Raw genomic sequence first — 26,339 nt, forward strand, 5'->3', positions numbered from 1 at the left:
GATCCTCTACTGCTGCTGCGTGCCGGGCGGCGGTACCTGGTACCAGGACGGGTTGATGCTCGCACGGTACGCACCGGTCAGGTAAACCGACTGGATCGACTTCTCGAAGATCTTGAAGGGTAGCTGGATCCAGAAGTCCGCGAAGCCCTGCCGGTGGAAGAGCCGGCTGCCGCCGCCCAGCACGAGCACGTTCTTGACCAGGGCGGTGGAGGCCGACGTGGTGAGGGCCGCCGCGGCGTTGATGCCGCCGTCCAGGAAGGCGTCCGCGCCGCTGAGCTTGACCGTGTTCCCGTTGGCGTCGCTGACGCCCCACACCGCGGCGTTCATGGCGCCGTTGACCCATCCCGAGATCACGCTGGTGCCCGCGCTGAAGGTGAAGTCGTAGATGCCTCCGCGCCAGCGGGTGGGGGTCTCGTTCCCGGCCCACTCGTTGGACCAGGTCTTGTCGTGGTTGAACGGCCTGCGCTGCGGGTGCTTGCCGCCGTCGATGTTGGCCAGGGTCGCCTTGAGGTTGCCGAGCTCGCGGAACCCGGCGGCCCGGTTCTCGTGCACGGCGATGCCGAACCCGGTCTTGACGCCCGAGGACACGGCGGCGTTGGCGAACGCCTTCAGCACGTCCTTGCCGGTGAACGGCTTGTCCTGGGCCGCGGCCACAATGCCGTTCACGGCCAGGTTGGCACCGAACTCCAGGACGAACTCCTGGCCGAACTCCACGGCGGCCTTGTACGCCACCGTCCGCCAGTACGGTTCGTACCGCGCCTCGCGCAGCGCCGCACCCGCACCGTCGGGGAGCATCGTCCCGGACCAGGGCATGCGCTGGGACTCGCGGATCCGGCGCCCCCAGCCGCGGATCTCGGTCAGCGGCCCGCGGTAGTCGTACTCGTTGCCGACCAGCTTCATCTGGCCGAGCGGACCGCGGCGCTCCCAGACCAGGCCGCTGTCCGTGCGCTGGGCGACGAGCTCGCCCCGCGCGTCGTAACGGTTCCACTGGCCGCGCCAGGCGTCGGTCTCCAGGTATCCGGTGACGGTGCCGCCGGGGCCCGTCTCGGCCGTGCGCTCGCGGACGACGGAGCCGTGGTCGAACTCCTTCCAGACCGCGCCGGGCTCGCCGGCCGTGCGGCCGTACTCGCGGACGCGTGCCGGGCCGTCCAGATGCAGCGGCGTGTCGCGCAGGACGACCCTGGTGCCGTCGGCGGACCGCAGTTCGTCGCGGAAGTGGCGGGCGCCGGGCCTCCACTGGTCGTCCCAGGTGCCCGTGGCCCGGTTCCACCAGGTGCGGACCTGGCCGCCCTGGCCGGGTGCGGTCGCCGGTGAGCCGTCGCGCTGGAACTCGGCGGTCAGCCAGCGCTCGTTGCGGGCGGGGTCGCGCCAGGCGTCCACGAAGCGGCCCTTGTCGAGCATGCGGCGCTCGCGGACCAGGTTGCGGTTCGCGTCGAGGTCGCGGAAGGAGTCGTCCCAGGACCGCATCGGGTCGTTGGAGCCGCGGAAGAACTCCCTGGAGCCGGAGCGGCCGAGGTGGTTGCCCTGGGCGTCCGTCTCCCGCCACGTCCACTTCGCGGAGTCCGCCCGCCCCGTGCCCTCGATGAAGCTGTTCGCGGCGCCGTTGGGGTTCGGGTGCCGCATCCCGGTCAGGTTGCCGTGGGCGTCACGGGTGACCCAGCTGCCGCGGCCGGAGGGATGCCCGACGACCGGCGCATCGACGTACTCGCGCACGACTCCGTCCGGCAGGCCCTCGCGCGCGACCCTCAGGCGCCCGTCCGGCCCCTGGAAGCGGTCCTGCCACAGCGGGCCGTCGGGAGCGCCTTGTTGCGGGACGCGGTAGCCGTGCCTGCCGCCGGAGTCCTCCCAGGGCACGTACGAGGCGTCGGCCGGGGGGTAGCCGGGGCCGCCGGCGTGGTCGCCGACCTTCAGCGTCGTGCCGTCGTGCAGCTTGGTCGTCAGGCGCGCGAAGTCGCCGTTCGCCGCCAGATCCAGGGTGCCGCCGTCGAGACCGACGTACCGCACGCCCGAGGTTCCGGAACCGGCGCCGTCCCCGACGGGCCGCTTCTCCCAGGTGAACAGCTGGTACGCGTTGTCGCCGAGCACATGGGCGTAGGCGCCCTCCGCGTGCCCTGCACCCGGCAGCAAGCCCTTGCGGACCCAGACGGGCGGGCGCTGTTCACGCCACCGCTCGGTGACCAGCAGGTGGCCGTCGACGACCTCGGCCTTGCCGACCTCCTTGCCGTGCGGCGACTGGCGCTGCCAGGTCCCGTCGGTCTTCCACCCGCCGGGTGCGGCGGCGTCCTGCACGAGCGTGTGCTCCTCGTACTGCCCGGCGTGTTCGGGCAGGTGGCCCATGCCCCACTTGCGCTGGACGAGGGTCCGCCCGTCGTCGGCGAGGTCGGTCCAGCCGGAGTCGTACCGGTCCGGGGTCCGCGGGCCCGCGGCCAGCTCCCTCGATGCCCCGTCGTAGCGGTGCCAGCGCAGCCGGCCGTCCTCGTTCCCGAGTGCCAGCGTGTGGCCGGTGCCGTTGCCGTGCTTCTGCAGACCGGCCTGGTACTCGTGGACGACGTTGCCGCGCGCGTCGAGGTCGCGCCAGCCGGTGCCCGCGGTGTCGTACTCGCGGATGCCCGCGCCGGACAGGGTGGCATCGTCGCCCCAGCGCGCCCAGCTCGTACGGGGGTTCATACGGCCGAAGTCGATGGTGTCGGTGCGGCGGAACGAGTCGAGGAGGCCGCCGCCGGGCAGCGGCCGGCGCTCGAAGACCGGTACCGGTGCGCCGGTGTCGCTGAGCAGCACCACGCGGCCGTTCGCGGCGCCCGTCAGGTCCGCCTTGCCGTGGTGGAACACCCCCGCGCCGGCGCCGTCGGGCCCGGTCCGCTCCCACACGCCGTTCGGGTGGTCGAGGACGTACTGGTAGGCGGTGGGCCTGCCCTTGTCGAGGACGTTGAAGCCCTGCTTGACCAGGGTGCCGTCGGTGCCTATCTGGATGAACTCCCCGTCCCGCGGCCCGCCGGTGTGCACGTGGGTCACCCGCAGGCCGTCGGCCGTGGCGGTGACCTCCTGCCCGCGGAAGTGGGCGATGCGCGTGCCGGTCGCGTCCTCCAGCCAGGCGGCACCCTGCGCCGGGGTGACCAGGTTCAGGCCGTCCGGCACGCCCGGCAGCGCCGGGAGCGGCCGGCCGGTGGCGACGGGAGCGCCGTGCTCGTCGTACCGGGTGAAGGTCCCGTCGACCTCGTCGATCTGGCGCGGATGGGGCTCGGTGAGCTCCGAGAAGTATCCGTGTGCGGTGGGGAACGTCTCCGTGCCGGACAGCGAGTCCGTGTCCCGCAGCGACGAGGCCGGGCCCGAACCGGGGGTCCCGTCATGCGCGTGCGGTACGGGCGGCACGGGTGGCACCGGCGGGACGGACGGCACGGGCGCGGGCGACGCGTGTTCGGCCGCCGCCACCCTCAGCTCGGCGGCCTCCGCCTCGGCGAGCCGGACCTCCGCGGTCACGACCTGCTCGCGCGCCACGTCCAGCCCGGTCCTGTTCGAGGACCCCCTCCCGACCAGGTCGAGCGCCTCGAGCCGCCGGAACTCCGCGTGCGCCCGGTTGAGATCGCGACGGGCGTCCTGCACGGCCGCCTCCGCGTCCGCCGTCGTCAGCGGGTCGTCGGCGCGCGGGGTCAGGTCCGGCCCCTCGTCCAGTGACCCGGCGTCCTCGTCGGCACGCCCCTTGCCCTTGCCGGGCGCGGGGGGTGCGACCGCGTCGTCCGTGACGGCACGGGTGTGCGGCACGTGAACGTGGTCGTGGCCGTGGTTGCGGACCTGGGCGTGGATGAGTTCGAGGTAGCGGGAACGCAGTCCGCCCTGGGTCAGGCCCTCCGGGGCGGCGTTGTGGTAGTTGCCCATGAGGCTGCCGTCGACCTCGGGCCGGTGGCCCGCCGTCAAGTCCCGGTACTCGTCCCGCAGACCCAGCTGGTGACCGAGTTCGTGCGCGAGGTCCTGCTCGGTGGCGTCGATGCGCCACTGGTGCTGGTTCATCGCACCGTCCGGGCCGCCCACCCTCACGTTCAGGTGGGCGTCGGCGGCGTTGCCCGTGACGCGCTCCAGCGTGACGTGCAGGACACTGCCGTCGCCGAGCACCTCACCGGGACGGTTGAAGACCCTCTCCACACCGCCCAGCGCTCGCTCCCACAGTGCGTCCACCTGAGCCGGCGACAGACCGTCGGCGGCCAGCCGGACCCGCACGGTCAGATCCGTGACGGAACGCTCGCCCAACGGGAACGTACGCACGTCGAAGCCGGCACGCACCTCGTACCGCGGCGCGTGGGCGCCACCGCCCCGCGGCGTCGACACCGGGTCCACCCACGAGTGCTTCACCGTGTTCGGCGCCGCCGCACCACGCGCCGCGCCCCAGCCCGGGTCCAGCGTCAGGTCAACATGGCCGTCACCAGCACCGTGGAGGAAGTCGTCCGCCGCACCCGCCGGCGCGGACACCGCCCGCGCGGACACCCCAGCGGGGTCGTCCAGCACCGGGAAGGACCTGTCCCCGCTCTCCCAGCGCACCGTCACGTTCTCCGTGGCCGAGCCGTGGACGACGGTGTGCCGCACGTCCCGCTGGAGCCGCTCCAGCGTGTCCAGCAGACCATCCGGCGGGAAACGCCTGTCGAGCGCATCGAGCAAGCTGTCCTTCGAGACGCCAAGCTCGTCCGCCAGGTTCTGCGTGTGACCGGAATTGTTCTTCCAGCCCCGCGTGGCATTGTTCGGGCCCACATGAATGGAGTTGTCCGCCGTCAGGATGGACGGCCCGTGCTCGTCGATCAGATCCTGGGCAGCCTTCGAACGCGCGGTCAGATGGAAGTCGCTCCCACTGATCGTGACCGACGAACCGCCGGCCACCCGCGTCTCATGACTCGAAGTGAGGACCACGTTGAGGTGGACCGCCACCTCCGCCTGCGTCCCGCCGTCCGTGACCGTGATGACGATCGGCCGCGAGATGAGGTTGTTGCCCCCGTTGTTACGGGTCTTCACACAGAACTCGAAACCACCGAGCGTACGGCGCGCGTCCTCGGGCCTCCCGCCGCCCCTGCCGACGATGGCGTCCAGGACCCCGTCCCCGGTCAGCCGCGCGGAGCCAGAAGCAGCCGGCGCCGCCGCCGAGACGGACTGCGGTACGTGCGTTTTGATGCCGCCGATCAGAGCGTTGCGGGTGTCGACGGCCATGTCGAGCAGTCGCTTGAGGGTCTTCGGGAAATCCTTGGCCACCTCCATGAGCGCATCGGCCTCAGCAGGCAGTGCCTTGCCCAGTTCCTGCCGGGTCATCGCCTTGAGGAGGGTGGTGTCGTCCGTCTGAATTCCGTGGAAGGCGAAAGCAGCGAGGTCCCGCCCCACATTGGGGTCCTTCGTCAGGACACCCCCGTGGTACTGCGCCAAGTACCTCTCGACCTGCTTGGTCCACGTGCCCCGGTCCGCATGGCTCTGCGTCAGACCGTCGAGGACCGTGCTCGGTACGTCAGGCCGGACCTTGTCGGCGATACGCCCCCCATCAGTGACCAGGGCGAGACTCGAGTCGAACGAGACGAGCTTGTCCTCTCGGCCCTGCCAACCCAGGAACTGACGGTTCTTGAAGACACTGTCGAGGAGGTGCCTTCCTTCCTCCGCCTCATAGACGATGTCTCCGGCCTTTCCGAAACGGATATTGCCCTCGAGGCCGAGCGGAGCGTCCGGATTCACCCGGACGAAGCTGTTGGGCTCCGGGAAGTAGACCGTACGGGAATCGAACTTCGCCATGACGTCGCGGACGGCCAGATCGATTTCCGCGGCCGCTCTGTCGGCCTTCGCCTTGGGCGTGGCCCCCTCGGGGAGCGTGTAGCCGCCACTGACCATCTCGGGAGCGTTACCGTTCCGAGCCGTCAGCGTCTCGATCCTCACGGCTGCGCGGTCGAAGAGCGGCTTGCCGCCGACGACCATGCTCTTGACGTCGGCGTCACCGACGTGCAGGTACACCTCTCCCCTGGCGTTCAGCTTGACCTTGTCGAGCATGCCACGGGTGAGATCGTCACGGACCACCGCCTCACGCAGCGCACCGTAGGGGATCTCCTTCTGCGTACCGGCGTCCACGAGCCTGGGATTGGGCTGGCGCCAGGTGAAGCCGGTGACGGAGACCTCGAAGTCGCCCTCCTGCGCCCACTGCCGGGCGAACTTCCGCACCGCGTCGGCGATCGCGGTTTCACTGCCGGCGCGCCCGTTCACACCGATGACCAGGCCGAGCCGCTCGCCCAGCACCGACTTGTCGCCGAACGCCGTCCCGTACATCTTCGCCAGCTTCAGCAGATCGGTGTCCGGGGTCGCGATGACCGTGGCGACGAAACGGGTACCTTCACCGCCCTGGAGCGCGCCCTTGGCCGCACCGTCGAACTGTGCCACTGGTGTCAACCGGTAGTGGCTTGCGATGTCGCCGTAGCCCTCGCTGAAGCGTAGGACGTCCGCCCGCTCCGTGAACGTGGGCGGCACAGGCCCCAACTGCGAGGTACTCGCCGAGGTGCTCGCCTTGGCCTTGCCCTTGGCCTTGCCGTCCGGTGCGTGGGGGGCGATCCCGTCGACCGCGTCGACGTCGACGTGCGGCACATGGACGTGGTCGTGACTGACGACCTGGGCGTGGATGAGGTCCAGGTAGCGGGGCCGCAGTCCGCCCTGGGACAGGCCCTCGGGCGCGGCATTGTGGTAGTTGCCCATCAGGCTGCCGTCGACCTCGGGGCGGTGCCCGGCGGTGGTGTCCCGGTACTCGTCCCGCAGACCCAGCTGATGCCCCAGCTCGTGGGCGAGATCCTGTTCGGTGGCGTCGATCCGCCACTGATGCTGGTTCATCGCTCCATCCGGACCACCCACCCTCACATTCAGGTGAGCGTCCGACGCATTGCCCGTGACGCGCTCCAGCGTGACGTGCAGGACGCTGCCGTCGCGCAGCGTCTCACCCGGGCGGTTGAAGACCCGCTCCACACCGACCAGGGCACGGTCCCACAACGCGTCGACCTGAGTCGCTGAAAGCCCGTCATCGGCCAGACGCACCTTCACCGTCAGATCCGTGACCGAGCGGTCCCCCAACTCGAACCTGCGCACGTCATAACCAGCACGCACCTCGTACCGCGGCGCATGCGCACCACCACCCCGCGGCGTCGACACCGGATCCACCCACGAATGCTTCACCGTGTTCGGCACCGAAGCACCACGGGCCGCATCCCAACCGGGATCCAGCGTCAGATCCACCCGCCCCGCACCCGGAACCGCACCGTGGAAGACATCGTCCACCACGCCGGCAGGCACGGAAACGCTCCTGGGCGACACGCCGTTGGAGTCGCTCCGGACGGGGAACGACTTGTCACCCCGGAACTCCACCGTGATGACCTCGGAGGCGGAGGCATGGACGATGGCACGCTCCACGTCCCGCTGGAACAGGGCGACGGTGTCGAGCAGTTCGCCCGGCGGGAAACGGCTGTCGAGCGCCTTGACCAGGCTGTCCTTCGTGATGCCGAGTTCGTCCGCCAGGTTCTTGAGCTGACCGCCCCTGTTGTCCCAGCCGGTCTTGGCGTTGCTCGGCCCCACATGAATGGAGTTGTCCGCCGTCAGAGCGGACGGCCCCGACTTGTCGATGAGGACCTGAGCGGCCTTCGACCGCGCGGTCAGATGGAAGTCCGTCGTGTTGAGCGTGACCGTCGTTCCGTCGAGCCTCCCGCTCGGGGTGACCATCACATTGAGGTGGACGGCCACCTGGACCGACTTGTCCCCCTCGGTGACCGTCATCAGCACGGGCCGCGAGATGAGGTTCGTGCTCCCCGTGTCCCGGACCCTTCCGAACTCGAAGCCGCCGAGCGTACGGCGGGAACCGTCGACCGTGCTCGATCCCGTGATGCTGTCCAGGATCCGGACGGCGTCCGGGGTCAGCCGGCCCCCGCCCGTACCGGCACCCGCGTGAGCGGCCGTGGACGTACTCGCACTCGGTGCGGACGGGGAGACGGACTGCGGCAGCTGCTTGTTGAGGCCGTCGACCAGTGCGTTACGGGTGTCGACGGCCATGTCGAGCAGTTTTTTGACGGGCGCCGGGAAATCATCGGCTACCTTCATGATCGCGCTCGCCTCTGCCGGGAGTGCCTTTCCAAGCTCCTTGCGCGACATCGACTTGAGGGCCGTGATGCCATCCGCCCGGATGTCGTGGAAGGCGATGGCCGCCAGACTCTTCCCGACGTTCGCGTCCTTCACGAGCACGTCCGGGTGGTGCAGCTTGATGTAGCGCTCGATCTGCTCGGTCCAGGTCTTCGAGTTCGCGTGGCTCTGGGTCAGCCCGCTGAGAATCGACCGCGGGTCGTCCCCCACCTCCTTGGCGATCCGCTCCCCGTCCGTGACCAGAGCGAGATCCGAATCGAAGACGAAGCCCTGGTTCTCCCGCCCCTGCCAGAGGTAACCGCGGTTCTTGAGGGAGCTGTCGAGGAGCCGCTCGCCCTCTCTGGCCTCGTAGCTGACGGCCTTTCCGAAGACCTCGCCGAACCGGATGTCCTTCTCCAGGCCGAGTTCCGGGTCGACACGGACGAACGTGTTGGGCTCGGGGAAGTAGACCGCCCGCGTGTCGGTCCTCGCCATCGCGTCGCGCACGGCCATGTCGAGATCTGCGGCGTTCTTCGCGACACCCCCGGGGAGGGTGTAGCCACCGCTCACCATCTCGGGAGCGAGCCCGTTCTCGGCACTCAGCGATTCGATCTTCGCGGCGGCACGCTCGAAGAGCGGCTTCCCGCCAACGACCATGCTCTTGACGTCGGCGTCACCGACGTGCAGATACACCCCTCCCTTGGCGTTCACCTCCAGCTTGTCGAACATGCCACGGGTGAGATCGTCACGGATGACCGCCTCGCGGAGCGCGCCGAACGGCACCATCTTCTGGCCGCCGTCCTTCAACAGCTGGGGGTTCCGCTGCTCCCAGGTGAAACCGCTGACGGAAACCGCGAAGTCGCCCTCCTTCTCCCACTGCTGAGCGAACTTCCGCACGGTGTCGACGATGTCGGCGTCCTTGCCCACCTGTCCGTTCACACCGATCACGAGGCCCAGCCGCTCGCCGAGGGACTCCTTGCCGAACGCCGTCCCGTACGTCTGCGCCAACTTCAGCAGATCCGTGTCCGGAGTCGCGATCACCGTGGCGACGAAACGCGTACCCTCACCGCCCCGGAGCGAGCCCTTGGCCGTGCCGTCGTACTGGGCCACGGGCGTCAACCGGTAATTCTCGACGATGTCGCTGAAGCCCTTGGTGAAACGCACAGCGTCCGTCCGCCGCGTGAATGTGGCGGGGTCGACCGCCGCCTGCGATGTGTTCGCCTTGACCTTGGCCTTGCTGGGTGCGTGGGGAGCAACGCCGTCCACCGCGTCGACGTCGACGTGCGGCACATGGACGTGGTCGTGGCTCGCGACCTGCGCGTGGATGAAGTCGAGGTAGCGGGGGCGCAGTCCGCCCTGGGACAGGCCCTCGGGTGCGGCGTTGTGGTAGTTGCCCATCAGGCTGCCGTCGACCTCGGGGCGGTGCCCGGCGGTGGTGTCCCGGTACTCGTCCCGCAGACCCAGCTGGTGGCCCAGCTCGTGCGCGAGGTCCTGCTCGGTGGCGTCGATCCGCCACTGGTGCTGGTTCATCGCACTCTGCGCACGCCCCACGTTCACGTTCAGGTGGGCGTCAGAGGCATTCCCCGTGACCCGCTCAAGCGTCACGTGCAGGACGCTGCCGTCACGCAGCACCTCACCAGGCCGGTTGAAGACCCGCTCCACACCCGACACCGCACGGTCCCAGAGCGCATCCACCTCTGTCGGCGACAGGCCCTCGTCGGCCAGACGAACCTTCACCGTCAGATCCGTGACCGAGCGATCTCCCAGCTCGAACCTGCGCACGTCGTAACCCGCACGCACCTCGTACCGCGGCGCATGCGCACCACCACCCCGCGGCGTCGACACCGGGTCCACCCACGAATGCTTCACCGTGTTCGGCGCCGCCGCACCACGCGCCGCATCCCAACCCGCGTCCAGCGTCAGATCCACCCGCCGCGCACCAGAACCCGCACCGTGGAAGAAGTCATCCACCGCACCCGCCGGCGCGGACACCGCCCGCGCCGACACCCCAGCGGGGTCGTCCAGCACCGGGAAGGACCTGTCCCCGCTCTCCCAGCGCACCGTCACGTTCTCCGTGGCCGAGCCGTGGACGACGGTGTGCCGCACGTCCCGCTGGAGCCGCTCCAGCGTGTCCAGCAGACCATCCGGCGGGAAACGCCTGTCGAGCGCATCGAGCAAGCTGTCCTTCGAGACGCCAAGCTCGTCCGCCAGGTTCTGCGTGTGACCGGAATTGTTCTTCCAGCCCCGCGTGGCATTGTTCGGGCCCACATGAATGGAGTTGTCCGCCGTCAGGATGGACGGCCCGTGCTCGTCGATCAGATCCTGGGCAGCCTTCGAACGCGCGGTCAGATGGAAGTCGCTCCCACTGATCGTGACCGACGAACCGCCGGCCACCCGCGTCTCATGACTCGAAGTGAGGACCACGTTGAGGTGGACCGCCACCTCCGCCTCCGTCCCACCGTCCGTGACCGTGATGACGATCGGCCGCGAGATGAGATTGTTGCCCCCGTTGTTACGGGTCTTCACACCGAACTCGAAACCACCGAGCACTCGACGCTCGTCCCCCGGCCTCCCGCCGCCTCTGCCGACGATGGCGTCCAGGACCCCGTCCCCAGTCAGCCGCGCGGAGCCAGAAGCAGCCGGCGCCGCCGCCGAGACGGACTGCGGCAGGTGCTTGTTGATGCCGTCGACCAGCGCGTTACGGGTGTCGACGGCCACGTCGATCAGCTGCTTAAACGTAGCCTTGTCGTCCCCGGTGGCCTTGATCAGCGCCTTCCATTCCGCCTTCCGGTTGGTGCCGAGGTCCTTCACCTCCAGCTTCGTGAGGGTGGTGGCGCCGTCCGCCTCGATCTTGTGGAAGGCGATGGCCGCCAGGCTCTTCCCGGCGTTCGCGTCCTTCACCAGCACGTCCGGGTGGTGCAGCTTGAGGTAGTGCTCGATCTGCTCGGTCCAGGTCTTGGCGTTCGCGTGGCTCTGGGTCAGCCCGTTGAGGATCGACCGCGGGTCGTTCCCCACTTCCTTGGCGATCCGGTCCCCGTCCGTGACGAGGGCGAGACCCGAGTCGAACACCACGGCCTGGTTCTCCCGCCCCTGCCACAGGTGGCGGCGGTTCTTGACCAGGCTGTCGAGGAGACGTTCCCCCTCCCTGGCCTCGTAACTGATGGTGTCTCCGGAGATCTCGCCGAACCTGATGTCCTTCTCGAGGCCGAGGGAGTTGGCCGTGTCGACACGGATGAACGTGTTCGGCTCGGGGAAGTAGATCGTCCGCGCGTCGGTCTTCGCCATCGCGTCGCGCACGGCCAGATCGAGGTCCGCGGCGTTCTTCGCGACGCCCTCGGGGAGGGTGTAACCGCCGCTCACCATCTCGGGAGCGAGCCCGTTCTCGGTACTCAGCGATTCGATCTTCGCGGCGGCACGCTCGAAGAGCGGCTTCCCGCCGACGACCAAGCTCTTCACGTCGGCGTCACCGACGTGCAGGTACACCTCTCCCCCAGCGTTGAGCCGGACCTTGTCGAGCATGCCGCGGGTCAGGTCGTCCCGGATCACCGCCTCACGCAGCGCGCCGTAGGGGATCTCCTTCTGGGCGCCGGCCGCGACGAGCTTGGGATCGGGCTGGTGCCAGGTGTAGCCGGTGACGGAAACCGCGAAGTCGCCCTCCTTCTCCCATGCCTGGGCGAACTTGCGCACCGTGTCGGCGATCGCGGTTTCCGTGCCGGCGCGGCCGTTGACACCGATGACCAGGCCCAGCCGCTCGCCGAGGGACTCCTTGCCGAACGCCGTCCCGTACGTCTGCGCCAACTTCAGCAGATCGGTGTCCGGGGTCGCGATGACCGTGGCGACGAAGCGGGTGCCGTCACCGGCCTGAAGCGAGCCCTTGGCCATGCCGTCGTACTGGGCGAGGGGCTTCAGCTGGTAGTGACCGGCGATCTTCTGGTAGCCCTCGGTGAATCGCGTGGCGTCCGTCTGCCGCGTGAAGGTGGGCGGGACGGCCGCCGGCTGCGAGGGATTCGGCTTGGCCTTCTTCGGTGCGTGGGGGGCGATCCCGCCGACCGCGTCGACAGCCACGTGCGGCACGTGCACGTGGTCGTGGCCGGCGACCTGGGCGTGGATGAGGTCGAGGTAGCGGGGGCGCAGCCCGCCCTGGGACAGACCCTCCGGGGCGGCGTTGTGGTAGTTGCCCATGAGGCTGCCGTCGACCTCCGGGCGATGCCCGGCCGTGGTGTCCCGGTACTCGTCCCGCAGACCCAACTGGTGGCCCAGCTCGTGCGCGAGATCCTGCTCCGTGGCGTCGATCCGCCACTGATGCTGGTTCATCGCACCCCGCGCGCCACCCACGTTCACGTTCAGGTGGGCGTCAGAGGCGTTGCCCGTCACGCGCTCCAACGTGACGTGCAGAACACTGCGGTCGCGCAACACCTCACCGGGACGGTTGAACACCCGCTCCACACCCGACACCGCACGGTCCCACAGCGCGTCCACCTGGTTCGGTGAAAGCCCGTCACCGGCCAGACGCACCTTCACCGTCAGATCCGTGACCGGACGCCCGCCGAGCTCGAACCTGCGCACGTCATAACCCGCACGCACCTCATACCGAGGAGCATGCGCACCACCACCCCGCGGCGTCGACACCGGATCGACCCACGAGTGCTTCACCGTGTTCGGCGCCGCCGCACCCCGCGCCGCATCCCATCCCGCGTCCAACGTCAGATCCACCCGGCCGGCGCCAGAACCCGCACCGTGCAGGACGTCACCCGCCCCGCCCGACAGGCCGGTAACGGCAGGCGCCGACACACCCCCGGAGTCACCCCGGACGGGGAACGACTTGTCGCCCTGGAAGTGAACCCGCACCTCCTCCGCGCCGGAGCCGTGGACGACGGCGCGCTCCACGTCGTCCTGGAACCGGTGGACCGTCTCGACGAGTCCGCTCGGCGGGAACCGGTTGTCGAGTGCGTCGATGAGCTTCTGTTCCGAGACGCCGAGAGCCTGCGCGAGGTTCCTGGTGTTGCCCGGCCTGCTGTTCCAGCCGGACGAGAGGGCGTTGCTCGGCCCCACGTGGATGGACTTCGACGCGGTGTCGCTGGAGGCTCCGTGCAGGTCGATCACGCCCTGGTCGGTGTGCGGCCGCGCGGTGAGGTGGAACTTGCTCCCCGTGATCGTGACTTCCGTCGTGTTCGCGACCTTCTTCCCCGCCAACGTCACGTCGGCCTCGTTGCCCGAGCTGAGCATCACGTTCAGGTGGACGGCCACCTGCGCTTCCGTTTCTCCGTCCTTGACCGTGACCACGATCGGCCGTGAAACGAGATTCTTGCCGTTGTTGTTGCGGGTGCCCGCGCCGAACTCGAAACCGCCGAGCGTGCGGCGTTCCTCGCCGCCGTTGCGCCCACCCGTGCCGATGACGACGTCCAGAATCCCGTCCTCGGTCAGCTTCGTGATGCCCCCCGAGGCGGACGGTGCCGCCGGGGAGACGAACGAGGCGTCGCCGGAGCCCTCGACGCGCGCGGCCGTACCCGTGAACAGGCCGTCCCGGGGCACACCGTCGCGGTCGAGGAGCGAGGCGGTGAAGACGAGGTCGTCGTAGCTCGCGTGCACGCCGTCGACGGCCCCTCCGGCCGCGCCCTCGCCGGGTGCGGAAGCCGGTGCCGGTACATGTGACGGCGACGGGCCCGGACCCGGGAGGTGACCCCCGCCGGCACCGGAGGACGACGGGCCGGGGCCACCCGAGTGGGCTCCGCCGGTCCCGGGCGGCGCCGGGTGCACGCCAGGGGCGCGGCCCGCGCCCGGTCGCGCGTTGTGGATCTCGACGGTGAAGGAGTGCCCGTTGGCCTGGGCGAACTGCTCGAGTTGCAGCTTCTGTGCCTGCAGCGCCGGGTCGAACCCGTCGTCCACGAGTACGACGCGGTTGAGGTCGTCCCACTTCACGCCGCCGTGGATCTGCGCCTCGAAATACCTGCCGAGGTTGCGCTCCAGCGTTCCGGCGTCACGGAATCCGCGGAACGCGCCGTCGTACCGGAAGTCGGTCGCCTCGGCGAAGGCCAGCCGGACCAGGGGTTCGGGGCCGTGGTTGAGCAGCGGCAGCATGTTGCCGCGGCCGGTGACGCTCCGAGCGCCCTCGAGGCCCTCGATGAAGCTGTCCGCCGGCGTGAACGTGGCGCGCTGCATCACGTCGGGATTCAGGTGGAAGACCGCCCGCCCGTACATCTTCACGCCGCTCGGCCGGTACTTGGACGTGAGGGCCGCGTAGTTGGGCAGGTCCACGAGGTCGTCGGCGGTCGGGGCGAACGGCCGTCCTTGCGCGCCCGGGTAGATCCCGGACGCCTCGGTCGTCCGCTTCACGGACGCCGGCAGGCCGAGAGCCTCCTCCGTCTTGCCGCGGGTGACGTAGTACCCCGCGTTGGCGTTGTTGGCCTCCCACGCGTTGCGGAGCAGCTGGGTGTCCGAGGTCAGTGCGTCCAGGAGCGTCCCTCCGGCCGGCGTGATGTCGCCGAGCTTGAGGTTCACCGTGAGCGAGAGGTCCTCCTGGAGGTGCCGGTGGACCTTGGCGATGAGCTCGTGGGCCTGCGCCCCGTCGAGCGGGTAGCCCTCCGCCCACTTCCAGTCGCCGCTGTTCAACTTCTGCGTCAGCAGGTCCGTGTCCGCCGTCAGCGTGCGCAGGGCCCGCCGCTCGGCCATGACGATCGCGGAGAGCTGCGGCATCCGCAGGTTCGCCAGCTCCGGGCGGCCTTCGAGGGCGTGGAACAGCTGCACGTTCTCCTCGAACGACTTCTGCTGCTGCACCAGCACCGACTTCAACGCGTCGTCGTGCTCCGCGCCCGCCAGCCCCTTGGCCAGGATGTCCTGGTGCGCCGTGAGGTCTCCCTCGTACGCCTCCCTGCCGTTGCCCCCGGGCCATCCCTTGGCGGACTCCGGCTCGCTGATCCAGCGGGCCACCGTCAGGTCCTGGCCGCTGGGCACCAGTGCGTGGCTGGTCTTCCCGCCTTCCAGCGGGGTGACGACGTGCGTCGCGGAAGGGACGTGGTCCACGGACTGCACGACACCTTCGGGGGCGGGCGGAACGACATCGGCCCGGCCCCTGCCGCGGAACAGCGACCGCAGCCCCTCGGGCAGGTGCGGAGCCGCGCCGCCGAGCCCGTACCCGCGGTACGCCTGCACCTCGGGGAACGGCGCGCCGCCCGTCACGTCGGACCAGTGGGCCTCCGCCTGGGCCAGCGCGGCGTCGGCCTGCCTGACGTGCTGCCACGACTCGAGGTACCGGAAGCCGTCGGCCTCGGCCGAGGTGCCGAAGCCTTCCACGTAGCGCGTCTGCAGGTCGTCGCGGATGGTCCGGGCGTTGATCAGCTCGCGGCGGGCGTCGGTGATGGCCGCCGACGCGTCGATGTCCGACAGGTCGTCCCCGAGGTCCGCGCGCAGACCGTCGTGGTGCGATCCGGTGCCGGTGGTGTCCAGGGTGCCGGTGCCGGTGCCGGTGCCGGTGCCGGTGCCGGTGCCGGTGGGCGACTTGCCCTTCCCCTTGTCCCCCACCGCGGGGGGCGTGTCCGGGACGTCGTGGACCGCCGCGCCCACCGAACCCTCGGGCGCCGCGGGCCGCGCGTCGAGCACGGCGTCCATGAAACCGTCGGTGAACCGGCCCGCGTCGGTGTGCCACAGCGGCAGGTTCCGCGCCGCGTACAGGTAGGCGTTCTCCAGCTGCGCCGCGGTGATGCGGTGTTCCTCCAGGACGTGCGTCCCGCCCCCCGGGGCCCCGTCGACGGTGCCGCGGACGGCACCGAACTCGCCCGGCGCACCCGGGCCCAGGGGCACGGGCGCGTCCCGGCCCGGCAGCCAGACCGTCAGCGAACGGGCGCCCGTCGAGCCGTCGGTCCCCAGGACCAGCCGGATGTCGGCAGCGGGGTCGGCGATCGCGTGCTCCAGGTGCTGCCGCACCGGCCGCGTGTCGTCCATGAACCGTGCGACGTCGTCCCCGCCGGCCCCGTGGACGACCGGCGGCGAACCGGCCGGCAGGTCGTCCACCGAGTGGCGGAACACGCCCATGTCGTCGAGCATGTCGTCGATCTCGTCGAACATGTGCTGCACGTCGGACGGGTACTGCACGGAGGATGGCGGCAGGTGCCCGGTGGAGTCCCCCGCGGCCGACGTGCCGGGACTCGGGGCCGGTTCCGGGACGCTGTCCACGGAGCCCCTCCCGATCCCCGAGAGCGAGTCGCCGGCGGCGGGCGCCGTCACCGACGGTCCCGGCAGATCGGACAGCCCCGGACGGAGCGTGCCGTAGGTCTCGCCGAGCTGACGCGACAGCTGGCGTCCGGCGTCGTCACCCGAGGTGAGGATGGTGTGGGTGATCATCTTCTCGAACTGGTCGAGGATCAGCAGACGTTCCTTCTGCGGAGCCGTCGCGAGATTGCCGTCGATCAGGGGACGCTGGTGGTCGAAGAGCACGAAGGTCTTGGCCTGGTCGGTGGCGGCCTGGAACCGGCCCTGGTCGTGGAGCCGCCAGTCCTCCACCTCGCCGAAGGCGTCCTGGTACCGGATCGTGTCGTCGGCGGTCAGCTTGGCCACGGGCGACGTGCCGTCCGCCCAGTGCCAGGCGCCGTCGCGGCGCAGCATCGTGTCCACGAGCCGGTACGGGGCCGCCACCCACAGGTCCGCCACGGACTTCCCGAGCGCCGCGGAGACGAAGCCCTCAGCGAACCTCACGCAGTTGTAGCGGAACAGGTCGTACACGGCACCGGAGTTGGCCATCGCGTACCGGTACCCGTCGAACAGCTGCGCCGCGGTGATCCGGTAGGTGCCCAGTACGCGGACGTGCCCGGAGAGGAGGTATTCGGCGTCGTTGACGATGGCACCCGGGTTGCCGAAGAGGTTTCCGTCCTCGGGGTAGAAGCCGATCGTGAGCGGCTTGCGCTCGCCCGGCAGCATCACGGACACCATGGCGTGGCCCACGTCGTCGGAGAACTCGCGCCAGGTCCGGCCTCCGGGGCTCGCCACGAGGGCCACCTCGATGTCCGCGGCGGGGTTGTCGAAGGCCCGTTCCACGTGCTGCCGCAGCGGGCGGATCAGGTCCACGAACTCCGAGAAGCCGTCCAGGTCCTCGGTGCCGTGCTCGCCGACCGGGGAACCGGGCAGTGAGTCGTCGTCCATGTCGAAGTGCGAGCGCATCGGTGCGCCGGTGTCGTCCAGGACCAGGTCGTCGAGCCCGTCGAGCAGGCCGCTCTCCGGCCTCGGCGGGACAGGCGGTGCGTGGTGCCCGCCCGGCCCCGGGGTGACGGGCGCGTCGTCGGCGAAGTCCGTGTCCCTGACGCCGCCGGGGAGCTTCCCGCGTTCCGGGCCCGCGAGGTGCACGGCCAACTGGTCGGCCTGCGCCCGGACGTCGACCTTGGTGAAGGCGGCGCCGCGCAGGTCCTCCAGCACCTGGCGGGCGGCGGTCACGGTCTCCACCGTCACCGCGTCCGCGCCCATCTTGCCCAGCTTCAGGTTGACCTCGTGGAACAGTTCCGCCTGGTGCGAGTGCACGCGCCCGCCGCCCGACGTCGCGGGCGGTACCGGGGCGGGGTCCTGACGCAGCGGCACCGCCACGTGCCCGTCGCCGGTGACGGCCACCTTGTCGTGCGGGGCCGGGGTGACGACGTCGTCGGTGTGCCGCGCGGGTGCGCCGGCGAACGCCTGGCCCGCGTCGACGTCCACCGTCTTCCCGGCCCCGGTCCCGGGTGCGCCGGCGAGGGCCGGGCCGTCGACGGAACGGACGCCCCGGCCGTCGTCGAGGAGGTCGAGCGCGGAGCGGGCCGCGTCCTTGGGCGGTGTGCCGTGCACGCCGCCCTTGGGCACACCGGAGGCGGGGACGCCGGGGGTGGTGGGACCGGGCACGGTGTCGGTGACCACGGAGCCGGGGCGTCCGCTGCCGGCGGGCCGCACGATCTCGTCCAGGCTCAGATGGGCCTGGTTGGCGCGGGCGGCACCGGCGACGTTGTCCCCGAGGTCGGACCCGATGTGGGTGGGCACCGGGTTGTTCGGCGTCCCCTTGGCGCCGCCCGACAGCAGGTCGAACGCCGAGCCTCCGGCGGCACCGGTGCCGCTCTGGTGCCCAGGGACCCCGGTGAGCGGGCCGTGGGCCCCGGGCGTTCCACCCGGAGCCCCCAGGAGGTCGTGGACCCCGGCACCGCTCGGCGGCGCCTGGACGCCGGTCAGCGCGGTGTGCGCGGCACCGGTTCCCGCACCCGGGGCGCCGGGGGCGGCGAGCAGGTCGTGCAGGGCCGTGCCGCCCGGAGCGGGCGCGGGCGCACCGGTGAGAGCGGTGTGCACCGCGCCGGTCCCGCCGGGCGGTGCCGTCAGGACGCCGGCCGGACCCTGCGCGAGCAGGTTCCCTCCGTTGCCCTTGGCGACGAGGGCGGCAACGTCCACGCCTTCGTGCACGACCGGGGCGCCGGCGGAGCCGGGCACATACAGACCGGAGGAGTGCGTCACATGGCCACCCGGGGCCATCGAGCTCACCCCGAGTCCCCCGCTCATCTGGCCGGGCGCCCCGTCGAGGGCATCGATCCTCATCCGGCTCATCTGCGTACCGGCGATGTCGACCACGTCGTCCATGTGCCGCACTGCCCGGAATCCCGCGGTCGAGTTGTCGAACACGGCGTTCGCCCCGTGCACCGAGACGGGGTTGACCGTGCCGACCCGCAGCCCCGTCAGGTCGACGGTGCTGACGGGCGCCACGGAGAAGGAGGACGGGCGGACGGAGGTGTGGGTGTCGCCGAAGTTGCCGAAGCGCACGTCCGCCAGGTCCATGCGGGCCATGTTGATGTTGGCGTGCCCCAGGTCCAGGTGCGGGGTCGCGCCGTGCGGACCCATCGGCACGGCACTCACGGTGTGCGCGACCGTGCCGCCCACTGGCAGGTCCCACACGCCGCGGCCCATGACGCCGCGGTCCCAGAAGCCCATGCGCAGGGCGCCCTTCAGCCCGTACTCCGCGATGTCGGTGTGCGTCACGGGGAGGATCAGGCGCGTCCACTTGCCGCCGGCCATCTGGCTGCTCCAGGTCTCCTGTGCGAAGAGCCGGAAGTTCTGCCACGCCCCGGGGGCGCCGGCCCGTATGGCCGACCCCCAGCCGCGCACCACCACGGGGATGGAGCGGACGCCCTGCACGACGACGAGTCCGCCCTTGACGAACACCGAGCCGCCGAGCGCGGGCACGTTGTGGAAGTTCTGCATGACCCACAGTCCGCCCTGGCGCACCCAGGTCAGGCTGATCCGCGCGACGTCCCTCAGACCGGTGAAGACGGTGGCGAAGCGGAACCCGCTGACCATGTCCTTTATGGACATGAAGCCGTTGCGTCCCCACTGGAGGGCGGCCTTGAAGCCGGACTTGAGGAGACCGCCGATGGCGAAGATCGGCAGCGCCTTCGTGGTGGGGGCGATGATGCCGAGCCCGGCGAGGAACAGGTCGAGGAAACCGATGTCGCCGCGGGCGAAGTCGATGGCCGCCTTCACGAACAACGTCATGTTGACGCCGAGCGCGAGCAGGGCGACCGGCCCGCCGAAGATCAGCGCCGGGACGATGAGGATGATTGCCAGGATCTGGAACATCTCCCAGAAGACCTGGCAGTCCGAGATCGGCAGCCGGATGTCGGAGGCGTTGTTGACCGCGTTCGCGATGGTGTTGCCCACCTCGTCGAGCTCCGTGCCCGCGCTCTGGGCGGTCTGCCGAAGGGCCTCCAGTTGCGGGTCGTCCTCCGGCAGGCCGCGTGCGGCCGACAGGGCGCCGTCCGCCCTCCGCTGGGCGTCCTCGATGTGGTTCGCCCAGGCGCCGAGGTTCTGGGAGACCTCCCAGAAGGAGTCGGCCACGTCGTTGATGTGGTTGCGCAGCCTGTCGTCGACCTTGCCCCGCAGCGCGTCGGCGGTCTTCCCTGCGAAGACACTGCTGTCCGCCGTGTTCATCACCTGGTCGATGGCCTGCGCGATGGACCTCGCCTGCGTACCGATCTTGACCAGGTCGTCGACCAGCAGACGGATCTGGACCGGGTCTCCGGGGGTCGGGTCCCCGTGGAGGCCGAGAACGTTCCAGTCGCTCGGGCGAGGCATGTCAGGGATTCCTCCCGGTTCGGCGCAGAGGAGCACGGCGGAGCTCTCCACGTGGACCACGCGCGGGGCACGCGCGTGGTTCATGTGACGTGGGTCAAACCCGTGCGCGGCGGTGAACCGGCGGGGGGCGTGGTGCGTGGTCGTGGTGACCGGATTCTCCAAGGACCGTCCGGAGGTCCCCTGTGCCCGAGATCAAAATCGACTACGACGTCCTCAACGCGGCGAAGCGCGACCTGGAAGCCCTGGCGGGCGAGATCGACCCGCTCATCAACAAGGGCGTCTTCGGCCGCCTCGGCTCGGGCAGCGGTGAGGCGGAGGCGATCCTCGGGCACGAGGGCGTCGCCAGTGCGATGTCGCTCTTCCACACCAACGCCAGCAGCACGATGAAACGCGCGGACAAGGGCCTGAAGGAGCTGGCCTCCGCGTTCGGCGGCGTGGGCGAGGCGTTCCGCGAGTTCGACTCCGAGCTGGGCGCCGAGATCGGTGTGATGAGCGCCAATCTGCACGTTCAGAACTGGCGGCAGAAGAAGGACCTGTGGGACTACAAGCAGAACCACCTCAAGGAGTGCGAGGGGCCCGGCGAACTGCCGGACTTCTGCTCCGCCACGAACCCCGGTGACACGCCCCCCGACTTCCACGTCGACACACCCAACGGTGGTTCGATCGACTCGCACGTGGAGGTCGACAAGGACGGCAACGTCACCAAGGAAGTGACCACCGTCAAGTACGACGGCAACACGTACAAATCCACCACCACCTACAACGGCCCGAGCTACACGACGGAGACCACCTATCCCGACGGCAGCACCGCGCACACGGTGGCCAACATCAACGGCGACGGCAGCGGCTCCATGACCGTCACCGGCAGCGACGGCAGCCACACCGAGTACACCCGCGGCCCGAAGGGCTCCGACGGCAAGACGCCGGAGTGGACGTGGTCCGGCGGCAACAAGCCGGGCGAGGACCCGCACGACCCGAAGAACCCCAACAACCCGGACACTCATCCGCAGAACCCGGGTACCCACGGCGGCACCAACCCGAAGATCGCCTGATCGGGGACACCACCCCCAGGCCAGTCATCAGAAGAGAAAGGCGATGCAATGCCCGCGATTCACATCGTTCCCGAGGACGTCCGGCAGCGGGCGGCGACTCACGCGGCCACCTGCCAGGAGTGGATGACCCGGCTCGGGAGCCTGAAGGGCCAGGTCGAGAGCATGCTCAACGACGAGCTGGTGCTGCCCCAGGCCAGCCCCGCCATCCGTGACGCCTACGAGCAGTTCACCGGCAGTCTCACCCAGGCCATCCACGGCCTGGAGAACTTCGGTGAGGCGTTCACCTCGATCGCCAAGGGCGCCGAGGACTTCGACACCCAGGTCGCGAACAACTTCAACAAGAAGTAGGGGACGCGCGCGAAGGGCCGGGCGGGAGTCGTCTCCCGTCCGGCCCTTCGCGGTGTCCGGGGCCCGTGCCGTGGCCCGCGCTCCGGTGCGGGCCACGGCTCGGGCGTCACTCCGTGCGGAGCGAGGTCAGCGGCACCTGGAGCGCCATCACCTCGTTGCCCGGTCCCGCGGTCCAGCCGCGGCCCGCATGGGGTGCCACCCGGGTGATGGCGTGCGGCAGCCGTACGCCGATCAGGTCCCCCTCGGTGGTGCTCTTCGGTCCGAGCAGCAGACCCCGGCGGGCCTTGCGGGCGCTGGACATCCAGCCGCTCATGCCGCCCTGGACACCGTCGGCGGTCGCGGCGTAGACGAGGCCGAGGCCCTGGTCGCGGCCGGACACCGTGATCTCCTTGAGGAGCTTGTCCGCGCCGGACATCGCCAGCAGGTCGGCGTCGTCGACCATCACCACCCGCGGGCCGGGCAGCGCGGCGAGCGCGGAGCGCACCGCCTCCTCGGTCGGTTCGGTGTCGGTGATGACGCGGACCGTGGTGTGCCGGCTGAGTCCGCGCAGCGGGGACTCGCGCGGGGTGAGGACGACCAGTGAGGTACCGCCGGCGAGCAGCGAGACCGCCAACGAGGCCAGCGTGTTGCTGCGCCCGGACCCCGTGGGGCCGATGACGCCGAACACCGCGGACGCGCCCGCGAGGTCGACGCCGACCGGCTCTCCCCCGTCGCCGCCGATGCCAAGCAGGCCCCACAGAGGCCGCCGCTGCCCCGCGGGCACCTTGTCGTAGACGTCGGCGAACTCCGCCGACCGCGGCAGCGAGGCCACCGTGAAGGGGCGCCGCTCCTGCGGCACCCGCGCGTCGCGCTTGAGCGCCGCGGCCCCGATCTTGCGCAGCGCCTCGACCTGCTCGGTGCCGCCGCCGGGGGCGAGCAGCGCGATCTGGGTCTCGGTGCCGGTCAGGACGTGCCAGCCGCGGCCGGGCGGGATCTCCGCCGGCAGCTTGCCGGGCTTCATGCCGACGGCCTGGACGTCGGAGCGGTCGCCGGGCCGCAGGAGCAGCCGGTGGTCGTTGTGCGCCGCCATGCGGCCGCTGAGCAGGGAGCGTTCGGAGGTGCCGATGAAGTGGATGCCCGCGCCGGCGCCCTCGCGGACCAGGCGGACCATGTCCTGGTACATGTGGCTGTACTCGTGCTCGTCGAGCATGGCCGACAGGGCGTCCCAGCCGTCGACCAGCAGCAGGATGTGCGCCGGGCGTTCGGCCTTCGGAAGCACCTTGCGGAGCTCGTCGATACCCGTGGCGCTGTGCCGCTGCGCCAGCTCCTGGCGGCTGACGAGTTCCTGGTTGAGCCGGCGCAGCAGCCGTTCCAGCCGCTCGGTGTCGTGGCGGGGGACGACGGCGCCGCAGTGCGGGAGCGTGGTGAGTGCGGCCAGGCCGCCGCCGGCCGCGTCGATGCCGTAGAAGTGCACGTCGGCGGTGCTCTGGTGGCGGGCGGCGGAACCGGCCAGGGTGCGCAGCACCTGGGTGCGGCCGGAGCGGGGCGCACCGATGACGTACAGGTGGCCGAAGCTGCTGAGGTCGGCGGCGGCCACGTGGCGCCGCTGCAGCTGCGGCACGTCCTCCAGGGCGTAGGGGATCAGCAGGCGTCCCTCGCGGACGGGATTCATCGCGTCGAGGTCGTCGAGCAGGACCCGGCGCTCCAGCGCGGGCAGCCAGGGGCTGGGCTGCGGGGTGTAGTCCTCCAGCTGGTCCACGGCCGTGCGGATCTCCTCCACCAGGACCTGGAGGTCGGTGGGGGCGGGTGCCTGGGCGCTCCGGGTGAGGACGACCTCGGACGCCAGCGGGGCCGCGGCCCGCCCGAGTGCGTCCCAGGACAGCTCCGACGCCACGACGGGCTTGCGCGCGCCGCTGTCGGCCTCGGTCTCCGCCTCGCTCTTTGGCCGCGGCCGTTCGGCGCCGACCCAGGCCGTCTGGAACGGCTCGGCGGACTTCGGCCCGCGCCGCACCAGGGCACGGCCGGGGGTGGTGGCGGAGATGTCGACGGCGTCGTTGACGTCGATGACGTCCTGGCTCTCGGACTGGTCGGTGACGCGCAGCGCGATCCGGAGGTTGGTGTTGGCGCGGATGTCCGCGGTCACCACACCGGCGGGACGCTGGGTGGCCAGGACCAGGTGGATGCCGAGCGACCGTCCGCGCTGGGCGATGCTGATGAGTCCGGGCACGAAGTCGGGCACCTCGCGCACCAGGGTGGCGAACTCGTCGATCACCAGCAGGAGCCGCGGAAGCGGCGCGAGGGTGGGGTCGGCGGCACGCTTGGCCTGGTACTCGGGGAGGTCCTTGGCGTTGGCCGCGGCCAGGACGTGCTCACGGCGCATCAGCTCGGCGCCCAGCGACTCCAGGGCGCGCTCGACCAGGTGGGCGTCGAGGTCGGTGACCATGCCGAGGGTGTGCGGCAGGTTCGCGCACTCCTTGAAGGCGCTGCCGCCCTTGTAGTCGACGAGGACGAAGGTCAGCTCGTCGGGCCGGTTGGCGGCGGCGAGGGAGGCGACGAAGGTCTGCAGCAGCTCGGACTTTCCGGAGCCGGTGGTGCCGGCGACCAGTCCGTGCGGGCCGTCCTGCACGAGGTCGAGGGAGAACGGGCCCTCGAAGCCGCTGCCGAGCACGAAGGAGGTGGCGGAGGGCCGGGAGCGCCAGCCCGCCAGGATCTTCTCGGCGCTGGGCGGTTCCTGGTTCAGCAGGTCCAGCAGCTTCACCCGCTGCGGGAGTCCCGCGTCGTGCTCGGGGCTGACGTCGCGGACCGGCGCCACGGCGCGGGCGACCTGCTCGCACCACTCGGGCGTGACGTGGTCGGCGCGGACCCCCGGGACGTCGGGCGTGCCGGGGCGCTTGACGGTGAGCCGGCCGGCCTCGGCGAGCACCACACCGGTGCTCTCCTCGGGCAGCAGCCGCTCCTGGTCGTCGAGGCACAGGCTGAAGACGCGTACGGCCGGGCCCTCGGTGAGGACCTGGACCATGCCGGGCACGTCGCGCAGCCGCCGGGCACCGTCGGCGATCACCAGGACGTCGGGGCCTACGGGGGCGGCGTTGCGGTCGGAGCGCGTGGCCCGCTTGCGCACCTGGATCTGCGCGACCAGTTCCGACACGCGGGCCGCGGTCGACTCTGGGTCGTTGCCGATCAGGACGAGCGGGCCGCCTGGCGCGGCGGGCCGCACGTGCGGGAGCCAGCGCACCCAGGCCCAGTCGCCGGCGCGGCTGGAATCGGTGAGCAGCACGATCCGCAGGTCGCGGGGAGTGTGCAGCACCGCCGCCTGCACGGCCATCCAGCGAGCGAGCGGCTGCACCTCGGCGGCGGGGCCGGCCACGCCCACCACGCCATGGCCACTGAGGTCCATGGCGATAGGGGCGTCGGGGATGTTCCAGCGGATGGTGCGGTGGTTCTCGTCCCGGGCGGGGTCCTCGAGTTCGCGCAGCGAGGGCTGGTCGGCGGTGCCCAGCCGCAGCACGAGGTGGTCGGGGTCGTGGCGGCGCCGCTCCCAGAGCCGGCTGCCCGGCCCGGTGGCCATCAGGGCGACGGCGGCGGGGTCGGGGCCGGTGACATGGCGTACCCGGCGCTCGCGGGCGACGGCCTCGCGGACGCCGTCCTCGACCACGATCCGGCGCCGGTTGTACTGCCGGTCCGCCTCCTCGTACTCCTTGCGGGCGGTGCGCCGGCCGGTGACCCAGTTGGAGACCATCATCATCGGGCCGAGCAGGATGAAGGCGAGGAAGTAGTACGACTTGAAGATGGCGACCATGAAGAAGCCCATGATCACCGGGGCGATCATCATGGCCGCGGGGAAGGGCCGCTTGGCGGGGGGCGAGGGCGGCGAGGGCAGCCGCACCCGCTCGCCGTCCAGGTGCGGGGCGATGCGCGGCGGGCGGTTGTAGTCGATGCCGAAGCCGTCCGCGGACTCGGTGACGGCGGCGTCCGCCTCGACCGGCGCGCTCATCCTCAGCAGGACGGAGCCGACGGTCAGGTCCTCGCCGGGCGGCCACGGCACCGGCTGCCCCTGGGCGGCGGTGCGCTCGGTGGTGACCTTGTGCGGACGGGTGCGGCGCAGGGCGGTGACCGCGTCGTCCGGCGGGGGCGCGGCAACCCGGCCGCGCACGTCGTCACCGGGCGCGGTGCTGGTGCGGTGCCAGTGGGCGGAGCCGTCGGCGCCGACCGTCACCCACAGGCCGCCCTCGGGGACGCCGTCGCCCTCGAGACGGATCGCGCAGAGCGGTCCGGAGCCGGCCTCGTGGCTGCCGAACCCGAGCCGCCAGGTGCGCCCGGCCTGCGGTCCGGAGACCACGTGGACCTCGGCGAGCACCGGTCCGGCGTCGGTCCCGGCGCCGACGCGTACCCGGTCGGGGTCTTTGCCGGGGGCACCCAGGCCCAGGACGCCGCCTTCGCGCAGTCCCGCCGCATCGACGGGCGCGTCGGGGTCGAGCCGGCGGCCGTCGAGGTAGAGGTCGCGGCTTCGCGCCCCGTCCAAGGCCTCCGAGAGGTCCGCGACGGTGGTGCGCGGTGGCAGCCCTACGAGGTGGTCGCGGCGCGCGCCGTCCGCGCCGTCGACGGTGGTGATGGTGAGGTTCACGGTCTTCCCAGTTCGGGCGTCACGAGGACGAGGAGCGTGCGGTGGCGGCGGAGACGCCCGCCGGTCCGAATGCGGTCGGCTCGGCGAGGTCGCCGTCCTCGTCGCCGTGTTCGGTGGCGGCGGGCGTCTCCGCCGCCACCGCACGCTCCTCGTCCTCGTGACGCCCGAAC

General features: G+C 71.0%; 4 protein-coding genes. 2 read left to right on the plus strand and 2 right to left on the minus strand.

Features of this window, described 5'->3' with window-relative positions:
* Positions 1–6: 6 nt before the first annotated feature.
* The gene (locus PV341_RS01780) at positions 7–20,166 is read right to left on the minus strand and encodes an RHS repeat domain-containing protein (protein WP_500356461.1); all 20,160 of its coding nucleotides are present in this window, start codon (positions 20,164–20,166) and stop codon (positions 7–9) included.
* Positions 20,167–20,348: 182 nt separating this feature from the next.
* Between PV341_RS01780 and PV341_RS01785 the strand changes: the two genes are divergently transcribed.
* Together PV341_RS01785 and PV341_RS01790 are read left to right on the plus strand one after the other, a co-directional pair.
* Positions 20,349–21,218 carry a hypothetical protein gene (locus PV341_RS01785; protein ID WP_500329366.1) on the plus strand — a complete coding sequence of 290 codons (870 nt, stop codon included), beginning with the start codon at positions 20,349–20,351 and terminating at the stop codon, positions 21,216–21,218.
* A gap of 48 nt (positions 21,219–21,266) precedes the next feature.
* Positions 21,267–21,566, plus strand: coding sequence for a hypothetical protein (locus tag PV341_RS01790; RefSeq protein WP_158689870.1), 300 nt, complete (start codon positions 21,267–21,269; stop codon positions 21,564–21,566).
* Positions 21,567–21,672: 106 nt separating this feature from the next.
* Here the strand turns inward: PV341_RS01790 and PV341_RS01795 are convergent, their stop codons facing one another.
* Positions 21,673–26,169 (minus strand): FtsK/SpoIIIE domain-containing protein, encoded by a 4,497-nt coding sequence (locus tag PV341_RS01795; protein WP_500356463.1) that lies wholly within the window; start codon positions 26,167–26,169, stop codon positions 21,673–21,675.
* Positions 26,170–26,339 lie beyond the last annotated feature (170 nt).

The sequence above is a fragment of the Streptomyces sp. PA03-1a genome, from assembly GCF_033792805.1.
Taxonomy (GTDB): Bacteria; Actinomycetota; Actinomycetes; order Streptomycetales; family Streptomycetaceae; genus Actinacidiphila.

What these genes read in the sequence shown, in the direction of transcription:
- PV341_RS01780 (WP_500356461.1), bottom strand. Translation starts at nt 20,166, where the DNA reads ATGCCTCGCCCGAGCGACTGGAACGTTCTCGGCCTCCACGGGGACCCG.
- PV341_RS01790 (WP_158689870.1), top strand. Translation starts at nt 21,267, where the DNA reads ATGCCCGCGATTCACATCGTTCCCGAGGACGTCCGGCAGCGGGCGGCG.